The organism is Psychromarinibacter sp. S121 (genome assembly GCF_049801035.1).
Taxonomy (GTDB): domain Bacteria; phylum Pseudomonadota; class Alphaproteobacteria; order Rhodobacterales; family Rhodobacteraceae; genus Psychromarinibacter.
Map to the genome: position 1 here is coordinate 353,040 of NZ_JBNAGE010000001.1, position 26,148 is coordinate 379,187.

Sequence of the window (26,148 nt, forward strand, 5' to 3'; positions counted from 1 at the left end):
CCGCTGCGCGCCCGGACACACCCGGACTCTGCCACTCGAGACCAGCCATGCACGCCATTCTCAGACTGCGCGATATCGCCCTTTCCGGCCTTGCCCTGATCGGCGCCGTCGCGGTGATCGCCCTGATGCTGCACGTCGTCGCCGATGTCGCGATGCGCAACCTCACCAACACGCCGATCCCGGCCACCTTCGAGATCGTGACCCACTACTACATGGTCGCGCTTGCCTTCATTCCGCTGGCGTGGGTCGAACGCTCGGGCGGGATGGTGCAGGTCGAGGTGATGGAGGGGCTGATGAGCCCGGCCATGACCCGCGTGTCCGACTGGCTGGTGGCGTTGTTGTCCACCGCTATCTACGTCGCGCTGTTCTGGGTCACGCTTCAGACCGCGCTGAAGAACTTCGACACCGGCACCTTCGTCATGTCGCAGTCCACCCGTCTGGTGACATGGCCCGGCTATTTCATCCTGCCCGCGGGCTTCGGTCTTGCGGCGCTGGTGACCGCGCTGCGCCTGATCGCCCCCGACACCGCCAAGCCGGAGGCTGCGAAATGAGCGTCGAAACCGGTTTCCTGGGCGTCGCCGTCCTGTTCCTGCTGCTGGCCCTGCGGGTGCCGGTGGCCCTGGCGCTGGTCGCCGTGTCCTTCGGCGGCACCGCCAAGATGCTGGGCCTCGCACCTGCCATCGGCATCCTGTCCAACACCCCGCACAGCTTCGTCGCCAACTGGACCCTTTCGGCGGTGCCGATGTTCCTGCTGATGGGCTTCGTGTCCTACCACGCGGGGCTGACCGCCGGCCTGTTCGAGGCCGCGAAGGCCGTGCTGCGGAAGATCCCCGGCGCGCTGGCGATCTCGTCGATCTTCGCCTGTTCCGGCTTTGCCGCCGTCTGCGGCTCGTCGCTGGCGACAGCCGCCGCCATGGGCCGCATCGCGATCCCCGAGATGGTGAAGTCGGGCTACTCGCCCAGCTTCGCCTCGGGCGCCATCGCGGCGGGCGGTACCATCGGCGCGCTGATCCCGCCATCGATCCTGATGATCGTCTACGGCGTCTTCGCCGAGACCTCGGTCACCAAGGTCTTCGTCGGCGGCGTCACCATCGGCCTTCTGACGGCCGTGTCCTATTCGGTCGTCGTCCTGCTGACCTGCTGGCGCCGCCCCGACATCGCGCCGCCGCGCCCGCTGGACGTGGGCGACGTCGACACGATGCGGGCCGTGCTGAACATCTGGCCGGTGCTGCTGCTGATGGTGGTGGTGTTCGGCGGCCTGTTCTCGGGCATCTTCACCGCCACCGAGGCGGGGGCCGTGGGGGCGTTGGGGTCGATCCTGATCTCGCTGGCGACCCGGCGGCTGACCTTCGGCATCTTCCGCCAGTCGATGATCGAAACGCTGATGACCGCGTCCTCGCTGTTCATCATCGGCGTCGGCGCCGCGATGTTCACCCGTTTCCTCGGGTTGTCCGGCCTCACCAGCTTCATCTCTTCCGCAGTCAGCGGGTCCGAGATGTCGTATTTCCACCTGATGCTGATCGTGGTGGTGCTGTACCTTGTGCTCGGCATGTTCATGGAGCCTTTCGGCGCGCTGCTGGTGACGCTGCCGGTGCTTCTGCCGATCTTCCGTGCCGAGGGGATCGACCTGATCTGGTTCGGCGTCCTCGTGGTGAAGCTCTTGGAAATCGGGATGATCACGCCGCCCGTCGGCCTGAACGTCTTCGTGATCCGAAACGTCGCCAGCGAGTACGTGTCCGTCCTGCAGATCTTCAAAGGGGTCATCCCCTTCCTGATCGCCGACATCGTGGTGGTCGCGATCTGCATCGCGTTCCCCGCTCTCATTCTTTTCCTTCCGGGATTCCTATGACCTACGCTGAAAATGCCGCCGCCATGCTGTCCGCCCTTGCGGTGACCCCCGACTGGCCCCGCGTCGCCGGAGACGTGATCGACACCGAAACGCTGGACGCGATCGTGACCGAGGCCGCCAAGCTGGCCGAGGGGCAGGTCGCGCCGCTGAACCCGATATCGGACCGCGTCGGCGCGAGTTTCGCGGAGGGCAAGGTCTCGGTCCCGCCCGAGTACCTGCCGGCCTACGACGCGCTGGCCGAGGGCGGCTGGCTGGGGCTGGAACATGACGATGACCTTGGCGGCATGGGCATGCCGCTGACCGTGTTCACCGCCGTGAACCCGCTGTTCGAACGCGCATGCCCGTCCTTCATGATGTCTGCGGGCGGATCGCGGGCGGCGGCTTTGCTGCTGTCCGCTTGGGCCGATGACGACCTGAAACAGGACTGGGTCCCGGCGCTGGTCGCGGGCGAACGGTGCGCGACGATCTGCATCTCCGAGCCCGAGGCGGGATCGGACGTGGGGCGCATCCGCACCAAGGCGGTGCAGGACGGCGAAGGCTGGCGCGTATCAGGCCAGAAGATCTGGATCTCGTTCGGCGACCACGACATTCGCGACCGCATCGGCCACTGCATGCTGGCCCGCACCGGCGACACGCCGGGCACGCGCGGCCTGTCCCTGTTCTTCGTCGAACGCGGCCCCGGCGTGACCTGCGAACGGATCGAGGAGAAGCTGGGCCTGCACGGCTCGCCCACCTGCGCGCTGCAATTCACGAACGCGCCCGCGCGGCTGGTCGGGCAAGAAGGGCGCGGCCTGGCGCAGCTGTTCACCATGATCCGGCACATGCGCCTGACCGTGGCGACGCAAGGGCTGGGCATGTCGCTGGCCGCCTACGACGTGGCGGTCGAACATGCCGAGACGCGCCGGCAGGGCGGCAAGCCCACCGAGGCCGCGGTGCCGATTATCTCGCACCCCGACGTGCAGCGGCAGCTTATGGCGATGAAGTCGCGGATCGACATCTTTCGTCTCGCGCTGCTGGAGGCTGCGGTGACGGCGGACCTGTCCGACGATGACGCCGACATGGGCCGCCTGAACGCGTGGCTGCTGCCGCTGATCAAGAACTTCGGCGGCGAGATGGCTTTCGACACCGCCCACGCCGCGATTCAGGTTCTGGGCGGGGCAGGGTTCACCAAGGACTACTCGCCCGAGCAATACATGCGCGACGCGCGGGTGTTCACGATCTACGAAGGCACCACGGGCATGCAGGCGCAGGATTTCCTGCTGCGTCAGTCGCTGGCCGACGACAGCGCGGCGGTGGCGCTGTTTCTTGACCGGGCGCGGCGGGAATGCGTGGGCGACGATGCCCGGTTGGCCGTGCTCGACCGGTTCGAGGCGCTTGCGACCGCTGCCGCGGGCGATGCCGATCGCACCCACCAGTTCGAGATGGCGGATGCCTTCCTGCGGGCGGGCTGGGTCGCGGTGCAGACGTGGCTGTCGAAGCGGATCGAGGACACGCCCGAGGCCGCGTTCTTCATTAAGACGGCGGCGGCGCAGATGGAGTTGCATATCGCGGCGGCGGGCTAGTCGCCGCCGTCGCCCCCTCCGTCGTCGCCGCAGTGCCCGCCAAAGCCGCCGCCGCCAAAGCCGCCGCCGCCAAAGCCGCCGCCGCCAGTGCCGTCGCCGCCGTCGCTGCGGCGTCGCTTCGCGGTGCCGGTGCCCCAGCCATCCTTGGACGCCATGAACCAGACGCCAAGCAGGATCACTCCGATCAGGAAAATGTTGCCCTGCGCGGCGTCCTCTATCCCGGCTTCGCTGCGCAGGTACCACCCGATCAGACAGGCCGCGCCGCCGAAGAACAGGGCCCACCGCAGGATCAGTTTCCGCTTCATCGCACGTCCTCCTTGCGCCGCGCCGTCAGCGCGAACACCGCGGCAAGCACCCCCATCCCGGCGACCGAGATCGGCGTCGTGAGGTTCAGCGGCAGCCAGCCCGGCAAACCCGCCGCCACCCGGTCAGCGTAGAGCAGCCCGAACGCAAGGATCAACACAGCCGCGCGCGCGGTGGGCATGGCTCCGATCAGACCGGGGACAAGAAACAGCGGTACGAGATAGTGATGCGCCCACGCCAGCGGCGCGCAAAGCGTCAGCAGCGTCACGCCCGCCGCCAGCCGGTGCCGCAAGCGGGCGTCGGGGGCGGCATTGCGCGTCGCGGCCCAGATCGCGGCGGCTCCAGCCAGCAGCGCCGCGAACACTGCCGGCGCCAGCCAGCCTGGCGACTCCAGCAGAAGCGGCCCGTCGGTCGAGGCAGGCAGGCGCCGCCCGGCCACCAGCTCGGACATCTGGAACAGCGCGGCTTTCAGCGACAGATTCAGGTCCCAGATCACCAGCTGGTCGCCCAGAACCGACAGCTTGCGAAGGTATTCGAGGTGCAGTTCCGGCCCGGCGAGGGCAAGGCTTAGAACCGCCAGCGCGGCCACCGTCGCGACGGCGGTCGCCGCGGCCCGGAACCGGCGCTCGATCAGGAAGATCGCCAGCAGCAGGATCGGCGACAGCTTGATCGCCGCCGCCAGCCCCAGCGCCAGCCCCGCCTCGGTGTCGCGGTCCGAGGTCAGGCGCTCGAAGGACAGAAGCGTCAGGAACGCCACCGTGATCTGCGGCTGGTTCTGGAACAGCGCCTGCTCGGTGATTACCGAGGTTGTCAGAAGGGCGGCGGTGATCGCCGCGAAAACCGTGAAGGAAATCGCGGGCCGCATGATGCGGAACGCCAGCACCGGCGCGAGGACCAGCAGGGCGAGGTGCCACAGCAGGAACCCGTCGAACACCGCCTGTGGCGGCCACGCGGCCAGCGGCGCCATGAGCACGGCCCAAAGCGGCGGGTAGACGTAGGGAAAGGTCTGCACCCCCGGATGCCCCGCCGCCGTCGCGGCATCGGTCCAGCTTTGCGGCATGTCCAATCCGAAAAACCGCGCGGGAGACGCGTAGATCTCGGCAGGCATCCCTTCGGCATGGAAGTGACCGGCGAAATACAGCGCGGACAGATCCGCAGGCCAATGCCCCCACCACCTTAGCGCGGCCCAGACGGCCCAGACGGCAAGAATGGCGAGGCCGGGGACAAGGCGTGTGATCGGGAAAGCGGGCAAGGGCGGGCCTGTTTTCGGCGCAGTTTAGTGGGTTCGGGGATTGGGGCAAGCGCGGTGAAACGCGGGCTGCCGCTCGCGGCTTGCTGCGCCAGTGTCGGATAAGGGAATTTTACTTGGTAAACATAAATTGGAAACGACAGCCGACTATTCTTGCCATTGTGGCAAAAATTGAAATTATTGACCGAGGGTGTCCGCGTGCGGTACTTTACCCTAGGTCAGTTTAACTTCGTTCTTTTTACAATCCGCATTGCAATTCATGGGGGGATGGCAATGGATGGGGTGCAGACGAAGCGGCTGGACTTAAGCCAGCTGGCACGTGAGTTTGGCAGCAGTAAAGGCGCAGCCGGTTATTCAGTCGTGTACGACAGCTTGTTCGCGTACTTGCGCGACAGGGACATCAATATTCTTGAAATCGGACTTGCCGAGGGCGGGCCGGAAGTCGACGGCGACAAGGATCGTGCGACGACGCACGTTCCGAGTGTCGAGATGTGGCGAAGGTATTTTCACGAACCGAACGTCGTGGGCTTCGACATTTCGGACTTTGCCCAGTTTCAGGATGCACGATTTACCTTTGTCCGCGGAGATTCCGGCGATCCCGCCGATCTTCGGAAGGTGAAAGACCTCGGCATCGACTTCGACATCGTGATCGACGATGCGTCCCATGCTTCCTACCACCAGCAGGTTGCGTTCGGCGCCTTGTTCGACGTGGTCAAGCCGGGCGGTTTCTACATCATCGAGGATCTGAACTGGAACCCGACACAGTACGAGAAGACGCTGCCCGCGGTGCCGAAGACGCGTGAATGGCTGACCGATTTTCTTGTCACGGGCCAGTTGGCGCCGACGGCGGGGATATCGGCGGAGACGGCGGCGGATGTTGCGGCGCGCGTCCAGTCGCTGCACCTGTACGACGAGCACATGCTGAACGCGCTGCGGGTCAACTACAACCTTCTGAACGATATTCCGTCCGGCAGCGGTTTCGACATCAGTCGCCCGTGGCGGGGCAAGTCCACGCTCGGCAAGATAACCGACCCGTATTTCCTGCTGTACAACTTGCGCCGGCTGAAGGCGACGTTCCGGGGCGACGAATGCGTCACCCGGGAAAACGTGATGCTGGCGATCGTGCAGAAACGGTTCTGAAGCGGCGCTGTCTTGTCGGGTCAGATGGGGCGGGGCGCTGCATGCCCCGCGTCGTTCACTCCGCCGGTGGCTCTGCCGAGGTTTCAGCCTCGGCCTCGTCCTGCACCTCGACCACCTGCAGGGCGACATCGCCGATCACCGTGTCGCGCAGGGCGTCGCGGTGTTTCAGCACCCCGTCGACCACATAAAGTTTGTCCACGTCGTAGAGGTCCGGGCCATAGCCCGGCCCGGCGACCCGCACCATCGTCTTGCCGGCAAGGGCGGGGTTGCCCTTGAGCGTGTAGTATTCGGCGCCCTCCGGGATCACCTTGAACATCGTGGGATCCGAGTTCGCGGCGAGGTTGGTGACGATGTAGAGGATCTCGTCGTAGTCCGTGATGCGTTCCTTGCGGAAGTGGCACACGCCCTCGAACCCGCCCAACGCCACCGCGGTCGCGCCGGCGATGGAAAGGGTTACAGGGGCGGTCGCCACCGTCGCCGCCGTGCCAAGCGCGCTGGACGCGGCGGTGCCGATCGAGGTGCCCGCGGCGGTCGCGGTGCCGACGCCGGAGGACATCATGCTGATGCCGCTGACGGGATTGCGCAGCGTATAGGCGCCGATCGCCTTCACCCCGTTGGTGACGCCGCTGGCCACGTCGCTTGCGGTGTTCTTCGCGGCGGCACCGGCCTTGCCGGCCATGATCGAGGGGCGGAAATCGCAGACATCGGCTGCGGCGGAAGAGGCGGCGAGTACGAAGACCGCCGTGAGACTCGGGTTCATTCTGGGCTCCTGCTCGGGTGTTTTTTGGCAATGATAGCAGGGTGCGGCGGGCGCGGGCAGGGGGCGTGCTTCACATCGGCGTAGGCGTGCCGGTTGGGGGGGCGATGTATCTGGCTCCCCTTCACGCCGAATTAACCACGCTCGCGCAATCCTGCGCCATGTCGTGCTACATCCGTCCCCGCATCCCCGGGGCCAGCGTCTTCTTCACCGTCGCTCTGGCGGAACGTGGCGCCTCGGTCCTGATCGACGAGATCGACGCCCTGCGCCATGCCGTGCGGCTAACCCGGTCCGAGCGGCCTTTCGGGATCGACGCCTGGGTGGTGCTGCCGGACCACATGCACTGTGTGTGGACCCTGCCGGAGGGGGACGCCGATTATTCGACGCGGTGGAGCGTGATCAAGGCACGGTTCTCACGCGCCGTGCCGCCGGGCCTCAGACGAGCCAGCCACAGGGCGCGGCGGGAACGGGGCGTGTGGCAACGCCGGTTCTGGGAGCATCACATCCGCGACGACACGGATCTCGCGGCGCATGTGCGCTATTGCTGGATCAACCCGGTGAAACACGGCTTCGTCGCGCGTCCGACGGACTGGCCGCATTCGTCGATCCACCGGGATCTACGGGAGGGCCGGGTGGATGCGGAATATGCGGAGGGTTCGGGTGGGCGCGCGTTGGGTCGTGCGATTGTTTGCGGCGGGTGCGCATGAATGTGCGCCGGCGACGGGCGTTCCGTTATCGTTGGTGCGCATGAATGCGCACCCTACGGTCGGTTGTGCCGGACGGAGCCCGCGCGCAGAGGTAGGTAGCGACCCGTAGGGTGCGCGTTCACGCGCACCGGGTCGGGCGTTCCATTTTGGTTGGTGCGCATGAATGCGCACCCTACGGTTGGTTGTGTCGGATGAGCCCCTTGCACCACGCGGGAGGTCTCGAGCGCCGTGGGGTGCGCGTTCACGCGCACCGGATCGGGCGTTCCATTATGGTTGGTGCGCATGAATGCGCACCCTACGGTTGGTTGTGCCGGATGAGCCCCGCGCGCCAAACGGGAGGCCGCGACCCGTAGGGTGCGCGTTCACGCGCACCGGGCCGGACGTTCCGTTATGGTTGGTGCGCATGAATGCGCACCCTACGTTTGATCGTGTCGGATGAGCCCCGCGCGCCAAGCGGGAGGTCTCGACCCGTAGGGTGCGCATTCATGCGCACCGGCATCCGGAACCAATGTCAGGCAAGGCGCGCAGGTATACGCCCCTTACCCATCCATCTTCAGCGCGTTGATGAAGGCTTCCTGCGGGATGTCGACCTTGCCGAACTGGCGCATTTTCTTCTTGCCGGCCTTCTGCTTCTCCAGAAGCTTCTTCTTCCGGGTCGCGTCGCCGCCGTAGCACTTGGCCGTCACGTCCTTGCGCAGGGCCGCCAGCGTCTCGCGGGCGATGACCTTGCCGCCGATCGCAGCCTGGATCGGGATCTTGAACATGTGGCGGGGGATCAGTTCCTTCAGCTTCTCGACCATCGCCCGGCCGCGCATCTCGGCGCGGTCGCGGTGGACCATGATCGACAACGCGTCCACCGGTTCCTCGTTCACCAGGATCGACATCTTCACCAGATTGTCCTGTCGGTAGCCCGTCATCTGGTAATCGAAGGACGCATAGCCCTTCGTCACCGATTTCAGCCGGTCGTAGAAGTCGAACACCACCTCGTTCAGCGGCAGGTCATAGACCACCATCGCCCGAGAGCCCGCATAGGTCAGGTCCTCCTGGATGCCGCGTCGGTCCTGACACAGCTTCAGCACGTCGCCGAGGTATTCGTCCGGCACAAGGATCGTCGCCTTGATGCGCGGCTCTTCGATGTGGCTGATCTTGGTGATGTCGGGCATGTCGGCGGGGTTGTGAAGGTCGATCTTCTCCCCGTCCTTCATGTGGATGTGGTAGATCACCGACGGAGCCGTGGTGATCAGGTCGATATCGTATTCACGCTCCAGCCGGTCGCGCACGACCTCCAGGTGCAGAAGCCCCAGGAACCCGCAGCGGAAGCCGAAGCCCAGCGCGGCCGAGGTCTCCATCTCGTACGAGAAGCTGGCGTCGTTCAGGGCCAGTTTCTCGATCGCGACGCGCAGGTCCTCGAAATCGGCGGCGTCCACCGGGAACAGGCCGCAGAACACCACCGGCACGGATGGCTTGAAGCCCGGCAGCGGCTTGTCGGTGCCCTTCTTCTCCAGCGTGATGGTATCGCCGACCTTGGTGTCGCGCACCTGCTTGATCGATCCGGTCCAGATGCCGATCTCGCCCGGGCCCAGTTCCTTGATGTCGACCATCGCGGGCTTCAGCACCGCCAGCTTGTCGACACCGTAGACGGCGCCGGTCTGCATCATCTTGATGCGGTCGCCCTTGCGGATAACCCCGTCCATCACGCGGATCAGCACGACGACGCCGAGGTAGGGGTCGTACCACGAGTCGACCAGCATCGCCTTCAGCGGCGCGTCGCGGTCGCCCTTGGGCGCGGGCAGGCGGGTGACGATGGCTTCCAGCACGTCGGGAATGCCGATGCCGGTCTTGGCGCTGATCTCGACCGCTTCCGAGGCGTCGATGCCGATCACGTCCTCGATCTGCTCTTTCACACGCTCGGGCTCGGCAGCGGGCAGGTCGATCTTGTTCAGCACCGGCACGATCTCGTGGTCGGCGTCGATCGCCTGATACACGTTCGCCAGCGTCTGCGCCTCGACGCCCTGCGTCGCGTCCACGACCAGCAACGAGCCTTCCACGGCGCGCATCGACCGCGACACCTCGTAGGCAAAGTCGACGTGGCCGGGGGTGTCGATCAGGTTCAGGATATAGGTCTGGCCATCCTTCGCCGGATACTCGATCCGCACGGTATTGGCCTTGATGGTGATGCCGCGCTCGCGCTCGATATCCATCGCGTCAAGCAGCTGTTCCTTCATGTCACGCTCGGACACCGTCCCGGTCAGCTGGATCAGGCGGTCGGCAAGCGTGGATTTCCCGTGGTCGATGTGGGCGACGATAGAGAAATTGCGGATATGTGCGAGGTCGGTCATTGCGGTGATATGCGGGGGAACGGCGTCGTCGTCAATGGGGCGCGAAGGCCTTGCGCCATTGGATATAGGGACTAGGTTCATTGACGGGAGAACTGTCATGAACATGGGCGTCTGGATCGCCATAGGTATAGGTATCGGCACCGGGATCGGTGTCGCGATGGACAATATCGGGGCTGGAATCGCGCTGGGGGCCGGCATCGGCGCGGCGCTGGGTGTCGCGGTGAAGGACTTCGACCGGGAAGACTGACCCGCCGGCTCAGTCGGCGCTCAGCATCGTCTCGATAGCGCCGGTGATGGCGGTGGACAGCGGCTTTGTCATCGACCCGAAGGTGGCGGCGACGCTTCCGTCGGGGGCGATCAGCACCTTGTTGAAGTTCCACGACGGGGTAAAGCCGTGATCCTCGGCCAGCCAACGATAGAACGGGTGCGCCGCGTCGCCCCGCACCGGTGTGATGGTGGTCATCGGCAGGGTCAGGTCGAAGGTCATCGCGCAGAAGTCCTTCACCTGCGCATCGGTCGCGAGTTCCTGCTTGAAGTCGTCCGACGGCACCGCAAGAACGATCAGGCCCTCTGCGCCATAGCGTTCGTGCAGGTCCTGAAGCCCCTCGTACTGCGGGGTGAAACCGCACAGCGAGGCGGTGTTGACCACCAGCACCGGATGCCCGGCCCAGTCGGCGCTGTCGTAGGTTCCGCCGTCGAGGCTGTCGAACGAGAAACTGCCACCGGCGAAGGCCGGGCCTGCGATCAGGACAAGAGCGGCTGCAAGGGTCTGGCGCATGGGGGACCTCCTTGGTCTCTGGCTTTATGTACGTAGCGCGACGCGCTAGAGTTCAAATTTAGTTGAGGACGATTGAAATGGCTGGCGGATGGTCGCGCGACGGCGCGGTGAACGAACAGATCGAGGCGTCGATCTCGGAAGAGCTGGAACGCATGCGGTCGCGCAAGACGCCCGTGGGCGAGTCCCTGCCGGAATGCGCCGAATGCGGTGAAGAGATCCCCGAGAAGCGGCGGCTGGCGCTGCCGGGGGTCAAGCTGTGCATCGACTGCCAGCAGGACCGCGACGGCGCCTTCAAGTCCCGGCCGGGGATCAACCGGCGCGGATCGAAAGACAGCCAGCTGAAGTAGGCCGCCACGGGCCTGCGCCCGCCGGCGGAAGGGGAGGAGGATGCGACCCATACGCCGTCTCCGGATCGGATTGTCGGCCGCCTGCATCGCCATGGCGGTCTCGCAAGCGGCTGCCGGCGACCTCGGCCGCATCACCGCCTTCCTCGACGGTGACCCGATCGTCTGGCACACGATCACCATGCAACAGGGCGGCCGGACCGTCGCGACGGCCAGCGTCACGCAGGGCGCGCGGCTGACCGAGGTCTATGTGCAGGGCCACCCCGAGCCCGCGTTCGGCACCGCGAAGCTGTTCACTCTGGAGGCCCGCTATGTCGGGCCCTACGCCGCTGGCGTCCTCCCGTTGTCCGTCGACATCATGTACATGCCGGATGGCATGGGCGGCCCGTTCTGGACCTCGCGCGGGGCGACGCGGGCGCCGTCGCTCGACATCGTCGCGCTGGATGTCTGGGGTAATTTCGGCCGGCTCGAGGCGGTGTTCGAGGGCGAGCTTTGCCTTCGGCGGATCATTTCCTCTGCCACCGACCCCGCGACGTGCCGGACGGTCAGCGGCCTGATCGAAACCGAGATCTTCGCCGAATAGCGGGCCGCGCCGGTCATCTTCCCGATTGCATCGACTCGCATTGCGGTGAAAGGATTTCCGATCCGCTGTAGCGAAAGCGCCGCCCATGACCGAAATCGTCGAAATGCCCGAACTGTCCGTTCCCCGGCTCAACGACTGCCCCGACTGGCTGTACCTTCTGCGCGAATTCGACACCCTGTACCGCGCGGGCACGGCCGGGGGCAGCAAGCTGATCGGCGGCCACCGGCTTCGCGTGCGTCGGGCGCTTGGGGCGATCCTCGACGCCAACCCGAATGTCGTCGCCCGCGCGCCCGAGGCGAAGCCGGTCACGGCGCACCTGATGCGGGCGCTGGATCTTGGCGAGCGCGGCGCGGTGCATGGGCTGTCGCGCGCGCTGGGCCGGGTGGCGGACCGGCTGACGTGGGAATACGGCTATCAGAAGGTGCCGAAGGCGCTGGCGCAGAAATATGCCTATTGCGAGGTGCTTGGCCCGCGCGGCCCGGTGCAGGCGGACCGGCTGATCCTCGGCTTCGTCCTGTTCGCCCCGCGCACCACCTATCCGCAGCATTCGCATCACGACATCGAGGAAAGCTATGTCGCCGTCTCGGGCGCATGGTCCGAGAACGACGTGGCGGTTCACGCGCCGGGATCGCTGGTGCTGAACCGGCCCGGGGCCGAGCACCGGATCACCACCGCCGAGATGGAGCCTTGCCTGTTGGCCTATGCGTGGATCGGTCCCGAGGCGAACCTGTCCGACCCCGGCATGCGGCTAAGCCGGACCCGCAAGGCGCGGATGGAACAGGGGATCTAGGACGGGCCCCGGGGCCGTTCACCCCAGCGCCAGCCGCATCACATGCTGCGGCCCGTATCCGCCGCCGTGATACAGGGCGCCGGTATCCTCGAACCCGCCCTTTTCGTAGACCCGCCGCGCCGCCGGGTTCTTCACGTTGACGGTAAGGTAGCAGGCGCTTCGGCCGGGATAGACGGTGCCGAGATATCCGCGCAGCAACAGGCAGGCGGCGGTCGCGTATCCCTTGCCCTGCGCGGCATGATCGACCGAGAACATCCGCAGCCCGATCGCATCGTCGGGGGCGAAGTCGTAGGCCGTGCCATAGTCCGGCTGGATCGCGAAGAAACCCACCGGATGCCCATCCGCCAGCACGACGTGGCCCTCGCGTCCGGGAGTGCCAACCACCTTCGACGGAAGATCGGCGAAGGGCGCCTGGTCCGGCGGCAGAGTGAAATGGCGAAGCCGCCCGACTTCCGCGTCGGGCAGCCTCTCGATGGTGACGCCCAAGCGCTTATTCCAGCGCTTCGAGCTCGTCGATCATGCCCGAGATCATCGACAGGCCCTTGTCCCAGAATTTGGGATCCGAGGCGTCCAGCCCGAACGGCGCCAGAAGCTCTTTGTGGTGCTTCGACCCGCCCGCCTTCAGCATGTCGAAGTACTTTTGCTGGAAGCCCTCGTCGCCTTCCTCGTAGACCGCGTACAGCGCGTTCACCAGTCCGTCGCCAAAGGCATAGGCGTAGACGTAGAAGGGCGAATGGACGAAGTGCGGGATATAGGCCCAGAAGGTCTCGTACCCGTCCATGAAGTTGAACACCGGGCCAAGCGACTCGGCCTGCACCGACATCCACAGCGCGTTGATGTCGTCCGGCGTCAGTTCGCCATGGCGGCGCGCCTCGTGCAGCTTGCACTCGAAGTCGTAGAACGCGATCTGGCGAACCACCGTGTTGATCATGTCCTCGACCTTGCCGGCCAGCAGGACCTTCTTCTCGGTGTCGGACTTGGCGTTGGCCAGCAGCTTGCGGAAGGTCAGCATCTCGCCGAACACCGACGCGGTCTCGGCCAGCGTCAGCGGGGTCGACGACAGCAGCTCGCCCTGACCGGCGGCCAGCACCTGATGCACGCCGTGGCCCAACTCGTGCGCCAGCGTCATCACGTCCCGCGGTTTGCCAAGGTAGTTCAGCATCACGTAGGGATGCACGTCGGTGACGGTCGGATGCGCGAAAGCGCCCGGCGCCTTGCCGGGTTTCACGCCGGCGTCGATCCAGCCCTTACCGAAGAACGGCTCTGCGATCTCGGCCATGTGCGGGTCGAACCCGGCATAGGCGTCCATGACCAGCGCCTTCGCCTCGTCCCAGCCCACGGTGCGCTGCTCTTCCATCGGCAGCGGCGCGTTGCGGTCCCAGACCTCCATCGTGTCCAGCTCCAGCCACTTGCGCTTCAGCTCGTAATAGCGGTGCGACAGCTTCGGATAGGCGGCGACCACGGCGTTGCGCAGCGCCTCGACAACCTCGGGCTCCACGTCGTTGGCAAGGTGGCGGCCGTACTGCGCCGTCGGCATGTGACGCCAGCGGTCCTCGATCTCCTTCTCCTTCGCCAGCGTGTTGTGGACGCGGGCGAACAGCGGAAGGTGCTTGCCGAACACATGCGCCAACTCGCGCGCGGCGGCCTCGCGCTTGGCGCGGTCGGGCTCGGACAGGAAGTTCAGCGTTCCCTCGATCCCGTATTCCTCGCCGTCGACCTCGAAGATCAGTCCAGCGATGGTCTCGTCGAACAGCTTGTTCCACGCCGTGGCGCCCACGACCGAGCTGTCATGCAGGAACTTCTCCAGTTCGTCCGACAACTGGTGCGGCCGCATCTTGCGCAGGCGGTCGAAGATCGGCTTGTAGCGCGCCAGTTCGGCGTTCTCTGCAAACAGCGCGTCCAGCTTCTCGTCCGGGATACGGTTCAGTTCCAGCGAGAAGAACACCAGCGGCGTCGAGTAATTGGTGATCCGGTCCTGGCAGTCCGACATGAACTTGGCGCGCTCGGCGTCGGTGGTCTGCTGATAGTACCGCAGACCCGCGTAGGACATGATCCGCCCGGTAACCATGTCGATCTTCTCGTTGCGCAGCACGCAGTCCAGCATGCCCTTGCCGTCAAGATCCGCCAGCTTGCCCTCGTAATCGGCGGCGAACGAGGCGCAGGCCTCTTCCAGCCAGTCGAGGTCGCGCTTCAGTTCCGGCGCGTCGGGCGAGGCATAAAGATCGGTCAGGTCCCATTCGGGAAGGTTTCCGAGATCCTTGCCGCCGGCGCTGGCGTTGGCGTCGAAAAGCGGGCGGGGAAGCGGTTTCATGCGAACTCCTTCGGACATGGTACGCAAGCACATATGCTGGCGGGGGCCGGGGATTCAAGCCGCGCGCGCCTCCTCCGGCCCCGCCAATGGCCCCCACAGGCGGCCCCCGGCGGAAAAACCCGCCTCCCGCGCCCCGCTTCTTCTCTTTCCAAATACCTCGGGGGGGAGCGAAGCGACGGGGGCAGCGCCCCCATCGACCTTTCCACGCGCACCTTTGGTGCGACGGGGGCAGAGCCGCCCATCGACCTTTCCACGCGCACCTTTGGTGCGACGGGGGCAGAGCCGCCCATCGACCTTTCCATGCGCACCTGTGGTGCGACGGGGGCAGAGCCCCCAGCCCGATCCCCGTCACGCAGACCACCACCGGGCGGGAACGCCGACGGCAATAAAACCTCGACAATTCGCTTTCCACGCTAGGTCGGGTGCGATAAGAACCCCCGTCCTTAGACTCAAGGAGTGAAAAATGGGCTACAAGGTCGTCGTCGCGGGCGCCACGGGCAATGTGGGCCGCGAAATGCTGAACATCCTGGCCGAGCGCCAGTTCCCGGTCGATGAGATCGCGGCTCTGGCGAGCCGGAAATCTCTCGGAACCGAAGTCTCGTTCGGCGACAAGACCCTGACCACCAAGGACCTCGACACATTCGACTTCACCGGCTGGGACATCGCGCTGTTCGCCGTCGGGTCGGAAGCCACGAAGAAATACGCTCCCGTCGCCGCCAAGGCCGGCTGCGTCGTGATCGACAACTCGTCGCTGTACCGCTACGACCCGGACGTTCCGCTGATCGTGCCCGAGTGCAACGCCGACGCGATCCATGGCTACAAGAAGAAGAACATCATCGCGAACCCGAACTGCTCGACCGCGCAAATGGTGGTGGCGCTGAAGCCGCTGCACGACCGCGCCAAGATCAAGCGGGTCGTCGTGTCGACCTACCAGTCGGTTTCCGGCTCGGGCAAGGAAGGCATCGACGAGCTGTGGGACCAGACCAAGGGCATGTACGTGCCGGGTCAGGAGGTCGCGCCGAACAAGTTCCAGAAGCAGATCGCCTTCAACGTCATTCCGCATATCGACGTCTTCATGGAAGACGGCTCGACCAAGGAAGAGTGGAAGATGGTCGCCGAGACCAAAAAGATCATCGACCCCTCGATCAAGGTCACCGCGACCTGCGTGCGGGTGCCGGTCTTCGTCGGTCACTCGGAAGCCGTGAACATCGAGTTCGAGGAACCGCTGGACGAGGATGAGGCCCGCGAGATCCTGCGCACCGCGCCGGGCTGCCTTGTCGTCGACAAGCGCGAGGATGGCGGCTACGTCACCCCGATCGAATGCGTGGGCGACTTCGCCACCTTCATCAGCCGGATCCGCACCGACTCGACCATCGAGAACGGGCTGAACATCTGGGTCGTCTCGGACAACCTTCGCAAGGGCGCCGCGCTGAACGCGGTGCAGATCGCCGAGGTTCTGGGCAACAAGGTGCTTCAGAAGGCAGACGCCTGATCGTCAGGTCACAAGGGTACGGAAGGGGCGGCCGCTGGCCGCCCTTTCTGCTTTCGGGGGCGGGACTTTGCCGCCCCGGATGACTAGGTGTCGGTGGGACGGCGGAAAGGGCGACGCATGACGATCACGCAGCAGGACGAACTCGACGGGCTGAAAGTCATCGGCCGGATCGTCGCGAATACCATGCAGGCGATGGGCGCGGCGCTGGAGCCGGGCATGACCACCCGCGAACTTGACGACATCGGCCGCGCCTTTCTCGAGCGTGAGGGGGCGGAACCCGCGCCCGAGGCGACCTATGGCTTTCCCGGCGCGACCTGTATCAGCGTCAACGAAGAGATCGCCCACGGCATCCCCGGCGACCGCGTCGTCGCGGCGGGGGACCTGGTGAACATCGACGTCTCCGCGTCGAAGGACGGCTATTTCGCCGATACCGGCGCGACCTTTCGCGTGGCCCCGGTGCCCGACGCGCTGGACCGCCTGTGCCGCGACGGGAAACGCGCGATGCAGATCGGCATCGCTCAGGTCGCCGAGGGCAAGCCGCTGTCGGGGATCGGCGCCGCCATCGGCCGCTTCGCCTCGGCCCGTGGCTACACGCTGATCCGCAACCTCGCCAGCCACGGGGTCGGCCGGTCGCTGCACGAGTACCCCGAGGAAATCGCCACCTGGCCCAGCCGCGACCGGCGGCGGATCGGCAAGGGGCTGGTGCTGACGGTCGAGCCGTTCCTGTCCACCGGCGGCCATTGGGCCGAGCAGGGCGATGACGGCTGGACTCTGTACGCCGAACCCGCCGCACCGGCGGTGCAGTACGAACACACGGTCGTCGCAACGGCAAAGGGCGCGATTATCGTCACCCGGCCCGGCTGACGTCCGGCCTTAGCCCACCAGCCGCGTCTTCGCGGCGGCGCGCACCGACCGGGTCAATGGCTCCAGCGCCGCGGCCACGTGGCGGCTGACCTGCCAATACAGCGGCGTGTCGTGCGGCAGGCCGGGAACCAGCGGCACCAGCCGCCCGGCGGCGATGTGGTCGCGCACCAGCGGTTCCGGGTTCATCCCCCACGCCAGCCCCGCCAGCGCAAGGTCGACGAAAGCATGGGTCGAACGCGCCATGTGCGGCACCAGCGGCACGTCGCGCCCGACGGCCATCCGCACCCAGTCGTGCTGCAACCGGTCCTTGGCGTCGAAGGCCATCACGGGCGCGGCGGCAAGGGCGTCCGGCGAGACGCCGCCGCCGAACCAGCGCGCGTGGAACGCGGGCGAGCATGTCGCGATATAGCGCAGCGCCCCAAGCGGGTGCGCGTTGCAGCCCTGCACCGGACCCGGCTGTGCCGTGACCGCCGCCGCCACGGCGCCACGGCGCAGCCAGTCGTGCGAATGCGCCTGATCGTCGATCACGAGGTCGTAGACGAAGCCTTCCGCCCCGGCCAGCGCCGCCGGGAACCATGTCGCCAGCGAGTCCGCGTTGACCGCCAGACGCAGCGGCGCGGGGGCAAGGGCGGCAAGATCCTCGCCCAGCGTGCGCTCCATCAGCCCCACCGCCTCGGCATGGCGTTGCAGGCGGTCGCCGGTTTCGGTCGCGGTGCAGGGCGTGCCGCGCAGGACCAGCACCGCACCCATCCGTTCCTCCAGCGCGCGGATGCGTTGCGACACGGCGGACGGGGTGACGCCAAGCTGCGCGGCGGCGGCGTCGAAGCTGCCGGTGCGGATCACCGCCGACAGGGCGGCAAGGGCGGGGTAGTCGAGTTGCGGCATTAGTTTGACTTAACAGACTTCAGGTAAATTAGTTTGAATGATCCGCTGCGGCGGGGCAAGCGGGGCGGCATGGAGCACGTCACCTATCTTCCCGCCGCCGCCACCGGGTTCGCCACCGGCTTTTCCCTGATCCTTGCCATCGGGGCGCAGAACGCCTTTGTCCTGCGGCAGGGTCTTCGGCGCGAGCATGTGTTCGCCGTGTGCCTGACCTGCGCCCTCAGCGACGCGGTGCTGATCGCGCTGGGCGTCGCGGGCTTCGCGGCGGTGCAGGCCGTGCTGCCGGGCATCGAGCCCTTGATGCGATGGGCCGGGGCGGCGTTCCTGCTGGTTTATGGAACACTGTCCTTCCGCCGCGCGCTGGGTCCGGCCGAGGCGCTTTCGCCGGCGGCAGAAGGCGCGGGGTCGCTGCGCCGGGCGCTGCTGACCTGCCTCGCGCTGACGTGGCTCAACCCGCATGTCTACCTCGACACGGTGGTCCTGCTGGGCTCGATCTCGGCGGGCTGGGGCGCGGCGCGGTTGGCCTTCGGCATCGGGGCCGTCGCTGCCTCGTTCACCTTCTTCTTCGGCCTTGGCTATGGCGCGCGGCTGCTGGCGCCGGTTTTCGCCCGACCCGCAAGCTGGCGGGTGCTCGAGGCGGTGGTCGGCGTCACCATGTGGGTCATCGCGGCAAAGCTGCTGCTGGGCTGACCACGCGACGTCGGCCCTTGTGGCGACGCGCACGGTGCGGGATAGAGCAGGGGCATGTCCGACGTCGCTTCCCCTCCGAACCGCCCCGTGACCGGCGTCCTGTGGATGCTGGCGACCGGCGTGCAGTTCGTGGCGGTCACCGCGCTGGTGAAGCAATTCGGGCAGGGGCTGCCCGCGGCAGAGGCCGCGTTCCTGCGCTATGCGCTGGGGCTGCTGTTCTTCCTGCCGATGCTGCGCCCGGTGTTCGCCGTCGCAAGAGACCGCCCCCTGCTTCGGCTGTTCGGCATCCGCGGCTTCGTTCACGGGCTGGGCGTGATCCTGTGGTTCTTCGCGATGACCCGCATCTCGATCGCCGAGGTCACGGCTTTGAACTATCTCTCTCCGGTCTACGTCACCATTGGCGCGGCGATCTTCCTTGGCGAGAAACTGGCGTTCCGCCGGATCAGCGCCGTGATCGTGGCGCTTCTTGGCGCGCTGGTGATCCTGCGGCCCGGTGTGCGCGAGCTGTCGCCGGGCCACATCGCGATGCTGGGCACCGGCCTGCTGTTCGCCTGTTCGTACCTGATCGCCAAAACGCTGTCGGGCCGCGCTGCCCCGGTCGTGGTCGTTGCGTGGATGTCCATTTTCGTGACCGCCACGCTGCTGCCCTTCGCGCTGGCCGACTGGGTCTGGCCGACGTGGCCGCAACTGGGCGGCATGTTCCTGACCGCGGTCTTCGCCACCGGCGGGCACCTGACGATGACGCTCGCCTTCCGCGCGGCGCCGATGACGGTGACGCAGCCGGTGACGTTCCTTCAGCTTATCTGGGCCGTGATCCTTGGCGCGGTGGTCTTCAGCGAGCCGCCCGACGCCTTCGTGATCCTTGGCGGCACCATCGTTCTGGCGGCGGTCAGCTTCATCACGTGGCGCGAAGCGGTGCTGAAGCGGCGCGAGATCACTCCGGTCTCGGTGGCGACCAAGGTCTGACGCCTTCGCCTTTCCGTGCGGGGCTGGCACCACGGCACCTCCCGGCCTATCTATTCCGGGATCGGGCAAGGAGCATCGCTTGGGACTGGGAGACATCGCCGACGGCCTGAGCCGCGGCGTCGAAAGCATCGGCAGCACCGTCAGCGGCGCGTTCTTCGAACCGGTCGTCCGGCTGGGCGTCACCGGTCTTAGCCGTGCGGGCAAGACGGTGTTCATCACCTCGCTGGTCGCCAACCTGCTGGACCGGGCGCGGATGCCGCAACTTGCGGCCGCGTCCGAGGGGCGCATTCTGACCGCGTACCTTCAGCCGCAGCCCGACGACACCGTTCCGCGGTTCGATTTCGAGACTCACCTTGCCGCGCTGACCGCCGCCCAGCCGCGCTGGCCGGAAAGCACCCGCGCCGTCAGCCAGCTGCGCCTGTCCCTGCGCGTCCGCCCCGCCGGGTTGCTTGCGGGGATACAGGGGCCGCGAACCATTCATCTCGACATCGTGGACTATCCCGGCGAATGGCTTTTGGACCTTGAACTGCTGGACCTGTCCTACGAGGACTGGGCGTCGAAGGCGCTGCACCGGGCCGAGGGGCGGTCGCAGGCCGAAGCCTACATGGCGCTGGCCCGCGATATCGACGGCGACGCCAAGTTCGAGGAACCGCAAGCGCGGCAACTGGCGGACGGCTATGCCGCCTACCTGCAAGAGGCGCGCGAGGCGGGCTATTCCGACTGCACGCCGGGCCGCTTCCTGCTGCCGGGCGAGATGGCGGGCAGCCCCGCGCTGACCTTCGCGCCGATCCCCAAGCCCGCGCGCGGCAAGCGGGGCAGCCTCTGGCGCGAGATGGAGCGCCGCTACGATGCCTACACCGCGCGGATCGTGAAGCCGTTCTTCCGCGATCACTTCTCTCGGATCGACCGGCAGATCGTGCTGGTCGACGCGCTGGGCGCGATCCATGCCGGCCCCGCCGCACTGGACGACCTGCGCCGCGCGATGACCGACATCCTGTCGGCCTTCCGCCCGGGCAGGAACGCGTGGCTGTCGCGGCTGTTGCTGGGCCAGCGGGTCGAGAAGATCCTGTTCGCCGCCACCAAGGCCGACCATCTGCACCATCTGCAACACCCGCGCCTGACGCATATCATGGAGGCGCTTGTGCGCGACGCGAAGGACCGCGCCGACTTTGCGGGCGCCAAGACCGAGAGCATGGCCATCGCCGCCCTGCGCGCCACGGTGGAGGAAACGCTTGGCCACGGCGGGCGCAATCTTGATTGCGTTCGCGGCACGTTGCTGGACGGGCGGCAGGCGGCGTTCTATCCGGGCGAGCTGCCCGAGGATCCGCAGCGGCTGCTGGGACCCGCCCGCGAGGGCGCCGAAACGTGGCTGGACGAGGATTACGCGATCATGAACTTCGCCCCCGCCGCGCTGCGGCTGAAGCCGGGCGAGGGGCCGCCGCACATCCGGCTGGACCGGGCGGCGCAATTCCTGTTCGGCGACCGGTTGTGAGGCCGCCAGTGAATCTTCCAGTGAGCCTGCCCGTGAAACTGCCCGTGAGACCTGCGGTGAAGATCGAACCCGCGCGCCCCCGCGACGCCGCGCGTCTGGCCCGCATCCTTGGCGACTGGGTGCGCGAGACGGATTGGATGCCGCTGCTGCACACCCGCGTCGAGGATCGCGAGCACCTGACCAACCTGATCGGCCGGTTCGAGGTTTTGGTCGCCCGGACGTGGCGCGGTACGCAGGGGTTTCTGGTGCGCGACGGCGACAAGGTCCACGCCTTCCATGTCGCGCCCAAGGCGCGCGGCGCCGGGGTCGGGCACAGGCTGCTGGACGCGGCCAAGGCCCGGACATCCCGCATCGAACTGTGGTGCTTCCAGCAGAACACCCGTGCGCTCGACTTCTACGCCCGCGAAGGCTTTGCGGAGGCTGAACGTACCGACGGCGCGGGCAACGATGAGAAACTGCCGGATGTCCGGCTGGTCTGGTCCCGAGAGGAGACAGCCCGATGAGCGATCCGAAAGGCCCCGTGCTGATCGAGATGAACGAACCCGCGCCATCGCCCGCCGATGCGCCGCCGGTGCATGACGTGGGCGGGCTGCCGGACGCCGCGGCGATGCAGAAGGTGGCCGCGCTGGCCGCGCGTCGTCCGTCGCCGCTGGCGCGCTGGTTCTGGCGGCTGCTGGTCGCCATCATCGGCTTCGTCACCTCGCTGGCCGCGTGGGATTTCATCAACCGCCTGATTGACCGCAGCCCGGTGCTGGGCCTGATCGCCATGGTGCTGATCGGCCTGTTCGTGCTGGTGATGCTGGCCATCGCGGTGAAGGAATGGGCCGCCTATGCGCGGCTGAAACGGCTGGACAGCCTGCATCGCGCGGCGGATGCGGCGCTGACCGGGGCGGATCTGGCGCAGGCGCGCAAGGTGACCGACCGGCTGGTGGCGCACTACGCGGCGCGGCCCGAACTGGATTGGGGCCGCACCCGCCTGAAGGAACGGCGCGACGACATGTTCGACGCGGACGGGCTGCTTGGGCTGGCCGAGGCGGAACTTCTGCAACCGCTCGACGACATGGCCCGGCGCGAGGTCGAGGCGGCGGCGCGGCAGGTGGCGACGGTGACGGCGGTGGTGCCGCTGGCGCTGGCCGACGTGTTCACCGCCCTGACCTCGAACCTGCGGATGATCCGCCGGATCGCCGAGATCTACGGCGGCCGGGCAGGGACCCTGGGCAGCTGGCGCCTGACGCGGTCGGTCCTGACGCACCTTGTCGCGACCGGCGCGGTCGCGGTGGGCGACGACCTGATCGGGTCGGTCGCCGGGGGCAGCGTGTTGTCGAAACTGTCGCGCCGGTTCGGAGAGGGGATCGTCAATGGCGCCCTGACCGCACGGGTTGGCATCGCCGCGATGGAGGTCTGTCGCCCGCTGCCGTTCCGCCGGTTGCGCAAGCCGTCGGTGACACGGCTGGTGCAGCGGGCGTTGACGGGACTCTTTTCGGGGTTCGGTGCGTCCGAAAAATCCGACTGAAAAAATCGGGTTTAAGTACCCGATAAATTCAGTCAACTATTTGAATTTATTGAAAATTATCCTTGCGGATGGCGGCGGGGGGCACTATCTGTTTCTCAAGTCGCGGGGCCAAGCCACGCAGATCCTACTGCCAGCAAGGCAGCGCCAGTAGCCAGCCAATCGCCAGCAACCGCGCCCGACCCAGCCAGCCTAGGGATCGCCAGCTTCCGCCAGCTTCCGCCAGCTTCCGCCAGCTTCCGCCAGCTTCCGCCAGCTTCCGCCAGCTTCCGCCAGCTTCCGCCAGCTTCCGCCAGCTTCCGCCAGCTTCCGCCAGCTTCCGCCAGCTTTCTGGGCAAGCCGGTCCCCGCGACACTTCCAGAACCATCGGCCAAGGCATCGGACGCGTGTGCGTATGACCGCTTTACGCTCCGGTCCCCCGCGCCTATAACCCGCCGCATGACGGACCGGTTCGCGATCATCATCCGAATTACCGGCCCGGCGCTCTGATCCACGAGCCGCCGGGACAAGGCGCATGCACTCCACGCCGAACCTCATCCAATTTCCGCAGACCGACCTGAGGACACAGCCTCATGTGCGCTGACACGCCCGACTACAAAGACACGCTGAACCTGCCCGAAACCGATTTCCCGATGCGCGCGGGATTGCCCAACCGCGAGCCCGGCTGGCTGGACCGCTGGGCCAGGATCGGCGTCTACGACCGCCTGCGCGAGACGGCGGCGAACCGCGAGCCGTTCATCCTGCACGACGGCCCGCCCTATGCGAACGGCCACCTGCACATCGGCCACGCGCTGAACAAGACGATCAAGGACATGATCGTCCGCTCGCACCAGATGATGGGCCGCGATGCCCGTTATGTGCCTGGCTGGGACTGCCACGGACTTCCGATCGAATGGAAGATCGAAGAGCAGTACCGCAAGAAGGGCCGCAACAAGGATGACGTGCCGGTCATCGACTTCCGCCAGGAGTGCCGCAAGTTCGCCGAAGGCTGGGTCGACGTCCAGCGCGAGGAGTTCAAGCGCCTTGGCGTCACCGGCAAGTGGGACGATCCCTACCTGACGATGAACTTCCACGCCGAACGTGTCATCGCCGAGGAGTTCATGAAGTTCCTGATGAACGGCACGCTGTATCAGGGCTCGAAGCCCGTGATGTGGTCGCCGATGGAACAGACCGCCCTGGCCGAGGCCGAGGTGGAATACCACGACAAGGAAAGCTTCACGATCTGGGTGAAGTTTAAGGTGGCCGAGGCGGAACCGGTGGGCGCCGTAGGTGCGGTCGAGGCGGCCAGCGCCGCCGTTGCCGCCGACGACCTGAAGGGCGCTTTCGTGGTGATCTGGACCACTACGCCGTGGACCATCCCGTCGAACAAGGCCGTCGTCTTCGGCGCGGACTACGACTATGGCCTGTACGAGGTCACCGGCACGCCCGACGAATGCTGGCTGTCGGTGGGCGAGAAATACATCCTGGCCGACAAGCTGGCCGCGCAGACTTTCGCGCGCGCTCGGCTGGAAGAGGGTCAATGGACCCGCGTCCGGGACGTCACGACCGAGGAACTGGAAGGCGTCTCGCTGGCGCACCCGCTGGCCGGCGCCGAGGGCGCGAACGGCGAATGGGACGACCTGCGCGACTTCCGCGCCGCCGATTTCGTGACCGACGAGGAAGGCACCGGCTTCGTCCACTGCGCCCCGTCGCACGGGATGGAGGAATACGAGCTTTACCGCGATCTGGGCATGCTGGAGCAGGTCATCACCTACAACGTGATGGACGACGGCGGCTTCCGCGCCGACCTGCCGTTCTTCGGCGGCAAGTACATCCTTAGCCGCAAGGGCGGCGAGGGCGACGCGAACAAGGCGGTCATCGACAAGCTTGTCGAGGTCGGCGGCCTGATGGCGCGCGGCAAGATCAAGCACAGCTATCCGCACTCGTGGCGGTCCAAGGCGCCGGTGATCTACCGCAACACGCCGCAGTGGTTCGCCGCCATCGACCGCAAGGTCGGCGACGGGCAGGACACCCATGGCGAGACGATCCGCGAGCGTGCGCTGACCTCGATCGAGGAACTGGTGAAGTTCACCCCGCCCTCGGGCCGCAACCGCCTGCACGCGATGATGGAAACGCGCCCCGATTGGGTGCTGTCCCGCCAGCGCGCCTGGGGCGTGCCGCTGACCTGCTTCACGAAAAAGGGCGCGCTGCCGACCGACCCGGACTTCCTGCTGCGCGATCCGGCGGTCAACGCCCGCATCGCCGAGGCCTTCGAGGCCGAAGGCGCGGACGCGTGGTACAAGGACGGCGCCAAGGAGCGCTTCCTTGGCACCGACCATGACCCAGCCGAATGGGAGCAGGTGTTCGACATTCTCGACGTGTGGTTCGACAGCGGCTCGACCCACGCCTTCGTTCTGCGCGACCGCGCCGACGGCGCGCCGGACGGCATCGCCGACGTCTACATGGAAGGCACCGACCAGCACCGCGGCTGGTTCCACTCGTCCCTGCTGGAAGCCTGCGGCACGCTGGGCCGCGCGCCCTATCGCAACGTGGTCACGCATGGCTTCACGCTGGACGAGAAGGGCAACAAGATGTCCAAGTCGCTCGGCAACACCATCGCGCCCGAGGACGTGATCAAGCAATACGGCGCGGACATTCTGCGCCTGTGGGTGGCGCAGACCGACTATACCGGCGACCAGCGCATCGGCCCCGAGATCCTGAAGGGCACCGCCGACAGCTATCGCCGCCTGCGCAACACGATGCGCTTCCTGCTGGGCAACCTGTCGGGCTTCACCGACGCCGAACGCGTCGACCCGTCCGAGATGCCCGAACTTGAACGCTGGGTGCTGCACCGGCTGGCCGAACTGGATGTGCGGGTGCGCGAGGGCTATTCCTCGTTCGACTTCCAGGGTGTGTTCCGCGCGCTGTTCGAGTTCTGCACCATCGACCTGTCGTCGGTTTATTTCGACATCCGCAAGGATGCGCTGTACTGCGATGCCGACGACTCCCTGCGCCGCCGGGCGTCGCGCACCGTGCTGGACATCCTGTTCCACCGCCTGACCACCTGGCTGGCGCCGATCCTCGTCTTCACGATGGAAGAGGTCTGGCTGGAACGGTTCCCGGGCGATGACAGCTCGGTCCACCTTGTCGACATCCCCGAGACCCCGGCTGCGTGGCTGGACGAGGCGCTGGCGGCGAAGTGGGCGGGCATCCGCAAGGTGCGCCGCGTGGTCACCGCCGCGCTGGAGATCCAGCGCCGCGACAAGGTCATCGGCGCCTCGCTTGAGGCCGCGCCAGTTGTACATATCCGCGAATCCGACGTGCTCTCGGACGTAAAATCCGTCGATTTCGAGGACATTTGCATCACTTCGGCCATCTCGCTGACCAACGACCCGATCCCGGCCGAGGCCTTCCGCCTGCCCGAGGTCGAGGGCGTCGGCGTGGTGTTCGAGACCGCCGATGGCGAGAAATGCCAGCGCTGCTGGAAGATCCTGCCGGACGTGGGCGCGCACAAGCATCCGGGCGTCTGCGGCCGCTGCGACGCGGCGCTGGGCTGACACC

The 26,148-nt window shown here is 66.7% G+C and carries 26 protein-coding genes; 17 read left to right on the forward strand and 9 right to left on the reverse strand.

Going from position 1 to position 26,148, the window contains the following annotated elements:
- Positions 1 to 47: 47 nt before the first annotated feature.
- The 3 genes from ACP156_RS01770 to ACP156_RS01780 are packed head-to-tail and all read left to right on the forward strand — an operon-like array spanning position 48 to position 3,411.
- Complete coding sequence (locus tag ACP156_RS01770) at positions 48 to 551, forward strand: TRAP transporter small permease (protein WP_425049563.1); 504 nt, start codon at positions 48 to 50, stop codon at positions 549 to 551.
- Positions 548 to 1,849, forward strand: a complete 1,302-nt coding sequence (locus ACP156_RS01775) for a TRAP transporter large permease (protein WP_425049564.1) — start codon at positions 548 to 550, stop codon at positions 1,847 to 1,849. The genes ACP156_RS01770 and ACP156_RS01775 overlap by 4 nt, the downstream gene beginning before the upstream one ends.
- On the forward strand, positions 1,846 to 3,411 hold the full coding sequence (locus ACP156_RS01780) for an acyl-CoA dehydrogenase family protein (protein ID WP_425049565.1): 1,566 nt from the start codon (positions 1,846 to 1,848) through the stop codon (positions 3,409 to 3,411). Before ACP156_RS01775 ends, ACP156_RS01780 begins: the two co-directional genes overlap by 4 nt.
- On the opposite strand, the gene ACP156_RS01785 is transcribed toward ACP156_RS01780, so the two are convergent.
- On the reverse strand, positions 3,408 to 3,716 hold the full coding sequence (locus tag ACP156_RS01785) for a hypothetical protein (protein WP_425049566.1): 309 nt from the start codon (positions 3,714 to 3,716) through the stop codon (positions 3,408 to 3,410). The genes ACP156_RS01780 and ACP156_RS01785 overlap by 4 nt on opposite strands.
- Positions 3,713 to 4,966 carry a glycosyltransferase 87 family protein gene (locus ACP156_RS01790; RefSeq protein ID WP_425049567.1) on the reverse strand — a complete coding sequence of 418 codons (1,254 nt, stop codon included), beginning with the start codon at positions 4,964 to 4,966 and terminating at the stop codon, positions 3,713 to 3,715. Before ACP156_RS01790 ends, ACP156_RS01785 begins: the two co-directional genes overlap by 4 nt.
- 168 nt (positions 4,967 to 5,134) lie before the next feature.
- Here ACP156_RS01790 and ACP156_RS01795 point away from each other — a divergent pair, with 168 nt between their 5' ends.
- On the forward strand, positions 5,135 to 6,103 hold the full coding sequence (locus ACP156_RS01795) for a hypothetical protein (RefSeq protein WP_425049568.1): 969 nt from the start codon (positions 5,135 to 5,137) through the stop codon (positions 6,101 to 6,103).
- Positions 6,104 to 6,158: 55 nt separating this feature from the next.
- Here the strand turns inward: ACP156_RS01795 and ACP156_RS01800 are convergent, their stop codons facing one another.
- A complete protein-coding gene (locus tag ACP156_RS01800) occupies positions 6,159 to 6,863 on the reverse strand; it encodes a hypothetical protein (RefSeq protein WP_425049569.1) in 705 nt (234 codons plus the stop codon).
- A gap of 158 nt (positions 6,864 to 7,021) precedes the next feature.
- Here ACP156_RS01800 and ACP156_RS01805 point away from each other — a divergent pair, with 158 nt between their 5' ends.
- Positions 7,022 to 7,567, forward strand: coding sequence for an REP-associated tyrosine transposase (locus tag ACP156_RS01805; RefSeq protein WP_425050804.1), 546 nt, complete (start codon positions 7,022 to 7,024; stop codon positions 7,565 to 7,567).
- A gap of 539 nt (positions 7,568 to 8,106) precedes the next feature.
- On the opposite strand, the gene lepA is transcribed toward ACP156_RS01805, so the two are convergent.
- Complete coding sequence (gene lepA, locus ACP156_RS01810) at positions 8,107 to 9,906, reverse strand: translation elongation factor 4 (RefSeq protein WP_425049570.1); 1,800 nt, start codon at positions 9,904 to 9,906, stop codon at positions 8,107 to 8,109.
- A gap of 97 nt (positions 9,907 to 10,003) precedes the next feature.
- Here lepA and ACP156_RS01815 point away from each other — a divergent pair, with 97 nt between their 5' ends.
- The gene (locus ACP156_RS01815; protein ID WP_425049571.1) at positions 10,004 to 10,153 is read left to right on the forward strand and encodes a hypothetical protein; all 150 of its coding nucleotides are present in this window, start codon (positions 10,004 to 10,006) and stop codon (positions 10,151 to 10,153) included.
- A gap of 9 nt (positions 10,154 to 10,162) precedes the next feature.
- Here ACP156_RS01815 and ACP156_RS01820 read toward each other — a convergent pair whose 3' ends face one another.
- The gene (locus tag ACP156_RS01820; RefSeq protein ID WP_425049572.1) at positions 10,163 to 10,684 is read right to left on the reverse strand and encodes a glutathione peroxidase; all 522 of its coding nucleotides are present in this window, start codon (positions 10,682 to 10,684) and stop codon (positions 10,163 to 10,165) included.
- Positions 10,685 to 10,761: 77 nt separating this feature from the next.
- Here ACP156_RS01820 and ACP156_RS01825 point away from each other — a divergent pair, with 77 nt between their 5' ends.
- The 3 genes from ACP156_RS01825 (at position 10,762) to ACP156_RS01835 (ending at position 12,401) form a co-directional block, all read left to right on the forward strand.
- Positions 10,762 to 11,031: a DksA/TraR family C4-type zinc finger protein gene (locus tag ACP156_RS01825; RefSeq protein WP_425049573.1), complete on the forward strand. Its 270-nt coding sequence runs from the start codon at positions 10,762 to 10,764 to the stop codon at positions 11,029 to 11,031.
- A gap of 40 nt (positions 11,032 to 11,071) precedes the next feature.
- On the forward strand, positions 11,072 to 11,611 hold the full coding sequence (locus tag ACP156_RS01830; protein WP_425049574.1) for a hypothetical protein: 540 nt from the start codon (positions 11,072 to 11,074) through the stop codon (positions 11,609 to 11,611).
- Positions 11,612 to 11,696: 85 nt separating this feature from the next.
- Entirely contained in the window at positions 11,697 to 12,401 is a 705-nt protein-coding gene (locus ACP156_RS01835) for a dimethylsulfonioproprionate lyase family protein (RefSeq protein ID WP_425049575.1), read from the forward strand.
- An 18-nt stretch (positions 12,402 to 12,419) separates the two neighbouring features.
- On the opposite strand, the gene ACP156_RS01840 is transcribed toward ACP156_RS01835, so the two are convergent.
- Positions 12,420 to 12,887 carry a GNAT family N-acetyltransferase gene (locus tag ACP156_RS01840; protein WP_425049576.1) on the reverse strand — a complete coding sequence of 156 codons (468 nt, stop codon included), beginning with the start codon at positions 12,885 to 12,887 and terminating at the stop codon, positions 12,420 to 12,422.
- A gap of 4 nt (positions 12,888 to 12,891) precedes the next feature.
- On the reverse strand, positions 12,892 to 14,712 hold the full coding sequence (locus ACP156_RS01845) for a M3 family oligoendopeptidase (RefSeq protein WP_425049577.1): 1,821 nt from the start codon (positions 14,710 to 14,712) through the stop codon (positions 12,892 to 12,894).
- Between the two features lie 463 nt (positions 14,713 to 15,175).
- Between ACP156_RS01845 and ACP156_RS01850 the strand changes: the two genes are divergently transcribed.
- Both ACP156_RS01850 and map read left to right on the forward strand, forming a co-directional pair.
- Positions 15,176 to 16,204, forward strand: a complete 1,029-nt coding sequence (locus ACP156_RS01850) for an aspartate-semialdehyde dehydrogenase (protein ID WP_425049578.1) — start codon at positions 15,176 to 15,178, stop codon at positions 16,202 to 16,204.
- 117 nt (positions 16,205 to 16,321) lie between these two features.
- Positions 16,322 to 17,068, forward strand: a complete 747-nt coding sequence (gene map, locus ACP156_RS01855; protein WP_425049579.1) for a type I methionyl aminopeptidase — start codon at positions 16,322 to 16,324, stop codon at positions 17,066 to 17,068.
- 9 nt (positions 17,069 to 17,077) lie between these two features.
- Here map and ACP156_RS01860 read toward each other — a convergent pair whose 3' ends face one another.
- Complete coding sequence (locus ACP156_RS01860) at positions 17,078 to 17,953, reverse strand: LysR family transcriptional regulator ArgP (protein WP_425049580.1); 876 nt, start codon at positions 17,951 to 17,953, stop codon at positions 17,078 to 17,080.
- A gap of 69 nt (positions 17,954 to 18,022) precedes the next feature.
- Between ACP156_RS01860 and ACP156_RS01865 the strand changes: the two genes are divergently transcribed.
- The 5 genes from ACP156_RS01865 (at position 18,023) to ACP156_RS01885 (ending at position 22,611) form a co-directional block, all read left to right on the forward strand.
- A complete protein-coding gene (locus ACP156_RS01865) occupies positions 18,023 to 18,640 on the forward strand; it encodes a LysE/ArgO family amino acid transporter (RefSeq protein ID WP_425049581.1) in 618 nt (205 codons plus the stop codon).
- Positions 18,641 to 18,694: 54 nt separating this feature from the next.
- Positions 18,695 to 19,606 carry a DMT family transporter gene (locus ACP156_RS01870; RefSeq protein ID WP_425049582.1) on the forward strand — a complete coding sequence of 304 codons (912 nt, stop codon included), beginning with the start codon at positions 18,695 to 18,697 and terminating at the stop codon, positions 19,604 to 19,606.
- Positions 19,607 to 19,685: 79 nt separating this feature from the next.
- Positions 19,686 to 21,098: a YcjX family protein gene (locus tag ACP156_RS01875; protein WP_425049583.1), complete on the forward strand. Its 1,413-nt coding sequence runs from the start codon at positions 19,686 to 19,688 to the stop codon at positions 21,096 to 21,098.
- 56 nt (positions 21,099 to 21,154) lie between these two features.
- Entirely contained in the window at positions 21,155 to 21,601 is a 447-nt protein-coding gene (locus tag ACP156_RS01880) for an N-acetyltransferase family protein (protein ID WP_425049584.1), read from the forward strand.
- Positions 21,598 to 22,611 (forward strand): YcjF family protein, encoded by a 1,014-nt coding sequence (locus tag ACP156_RS01885; protein WP_425049585.1) that lies wholly within the window; start codon positions 21,598 to 21,600, stop codon positions 22,609 to 22,611. Before ACP156_RS01880 ends, ACP156_RS01885 begins: the two co-directional genes overlap by 4 nt.
- Positions 22,612 to 22,735: 124 nt before the next feature.
- Here ACP156_RS01885 and ACP156_RS01890 read toward each other — a convergent pair whose 3' ends face one another.
- Positions 22,736 to 22,987 (reverse strand): hypothetical protein, encoded by a 252-nt coding sequence (locus ACP156_RS01890; RefSeq protein WP_425049586.1) that lies wholly within the window; start codon positions 22,985 to 22,987, stop codon positions 22,736 to 22,738.
- Between the two features lie 193 nt (positions 22,988 to 23,180).
- Here ACP156_RS01890 and ileS point away from each other — a divergent pair, with 193 nt between their 5' ends.
- A complete protein-coding gene (ileS, locus tag ACP156_RS01895; protein WP_425049587.1) occupies positions 23,181 to 26,144 on the forward strand; it encodes an isoleucine--tRNA ligase in 2,964 nt (987 codons plus the stop codon).
- Positions 26,145 to 26,148 lie beyond the last annotated feature (4 nt).

Coding starts and splice junctions, on each gene's coding strand:
- ACP156_RS01770 (WP_425049563.1), top strand. CDS start 48: ATGCACGCCATTCTCAGACTGCGCGATATCGCCCTTTCCGGCCTTGCC.
- ACP156_RS01775 (WP_425049564.1), top strand. CDS start 548: ATGAGCGTCGAAACCGGTTTCCTGGGCGTCGCCGTCCTGTTCCTGCTG.
- ACP156_RS01780 (WP_425049565.1), top strand. CDS start 1,846: ATGACCTACGCTGAAAATGCCGCCGCCATGCTGTCCGCCCTTGCGGTG.
- ACP156_RS01785 (WP_425049566.1), bottom strand. CDS start 3,716: ATGAAGCGGAAACTGATCCTGCGGTGGGCCCTGTTCTTCGGCGGCGCG.
- ACP156_RS01800 (WP_425049569.1), bottom strand. CDS start 6,863: ATGAACCCGAGTCTCACGGCGGTCTTCGTACTCGCCGCCTCTTCCGCC.
- ACP156_RS01805 (WP_425050804.1), top strand. CDS start 7,022: ATGTCGTGCTACATCCGTCCCCGCATCCCCGGGGCCAGCGTCTTCTTC.
- lepA (WP_425049570.1), bottom strand. CDS start 9,906: ATGACCGACCTCGCACATATCCGCAATTTCTCTATCGTCGCCCACATC.
- ACP156_RS01815 (WP_425049571.1), top strand. CDS start 10,004: ATGAACATGGGCGTCTGGATCGCCATAGGTATAGGTATCGGCACCGGG.
- ACP156_RS01820 (WP_425049572.1), bottom strand. CDS start 10,684: ATGCGCCAGACCCTTGCAGCCGCTCTTGTCCTGATCGCAGGCCCGGCC.
- ACP156_RS01825 (WP_425049573.1), top strand. CDS start 10,762: ATGGCTGGCGGATGGTCGCGCGACGGCGCGGTGAACGAACAGATCGAG.
- ACP156_RS01830 (WP_425049574.1), top strand. CDS start 11,072: ATGCGACCCATACGCCGTCTCCGGATCGGATTGTCGGCCGCCTGCATC.
- ACP156_RS01835 (WP_425049575.1), top strand. CDS start 11,697: ATGACCGAAATCGTCGAAATGCCCGAACTGTCCGTTCCCCGGCTCAAC.
- ACP156_RS01845 (WP_425049577.1), bottom strand. CDS start 14,712: ATGAAACCGCTTCCCCGCCCGCTTTTCGACGCCAACGCCAGCGCCGGC.
- ACP156_RS01850 (WP_425049578.1), top strand. CDS start 15,176: ATGGGCTACAAGGTCGTCGTCGCGGGCGCCACGGGCAATGTGGGCCGC.
- map (WP_425049579.1), top strand. CDS start 16,322: ATGACGATCACGCAGCAGGACGAACTCGACGGGCTGAAAGTCATCGGC.
- ACP156_RS01860 (WP_425049580.1), bottom strand. CDS start 17,953: ATGCCGCAACTCGACTACCCCGCCCTTGCCGCCCTGTCGGCGGTGATC.
- ACP156_RS01865 (WP_425049581.1), top strand. CDS start 18,023: ATGGAGCACGTCACCTATCTTCCCGCCGCCGCCACCGGGTTCGCCACC.
- ACP156_RS01870 (WP_425049582.1), top strand. CDS start 18,695: ATGTCCGACGTCGCTTCCCCTCCGAACCGCCCCGTGACCGGCGTCCTG.
- ACP156_RS01885 (WP_425049585.1), top strand. CDS start 21,598: ATGAGCGATCCGAAAGGCCCCGTGCTGATCGAGATGAACGAACCCGCG.
- ACP156_RS01890 (WP_425049586.1), bottom strand. CDS start 22,987: ATGCCTTGGCCGATGGTTCTGGAAGTGTCGCGGGGACCGGCTTGCCCA.
- ileS (WP_425049587.1), top strand. CDS start 23,181: ATGTGCGCTGACACGCCCGACTACAAAGACACGCTGAACCTGCCCGAA.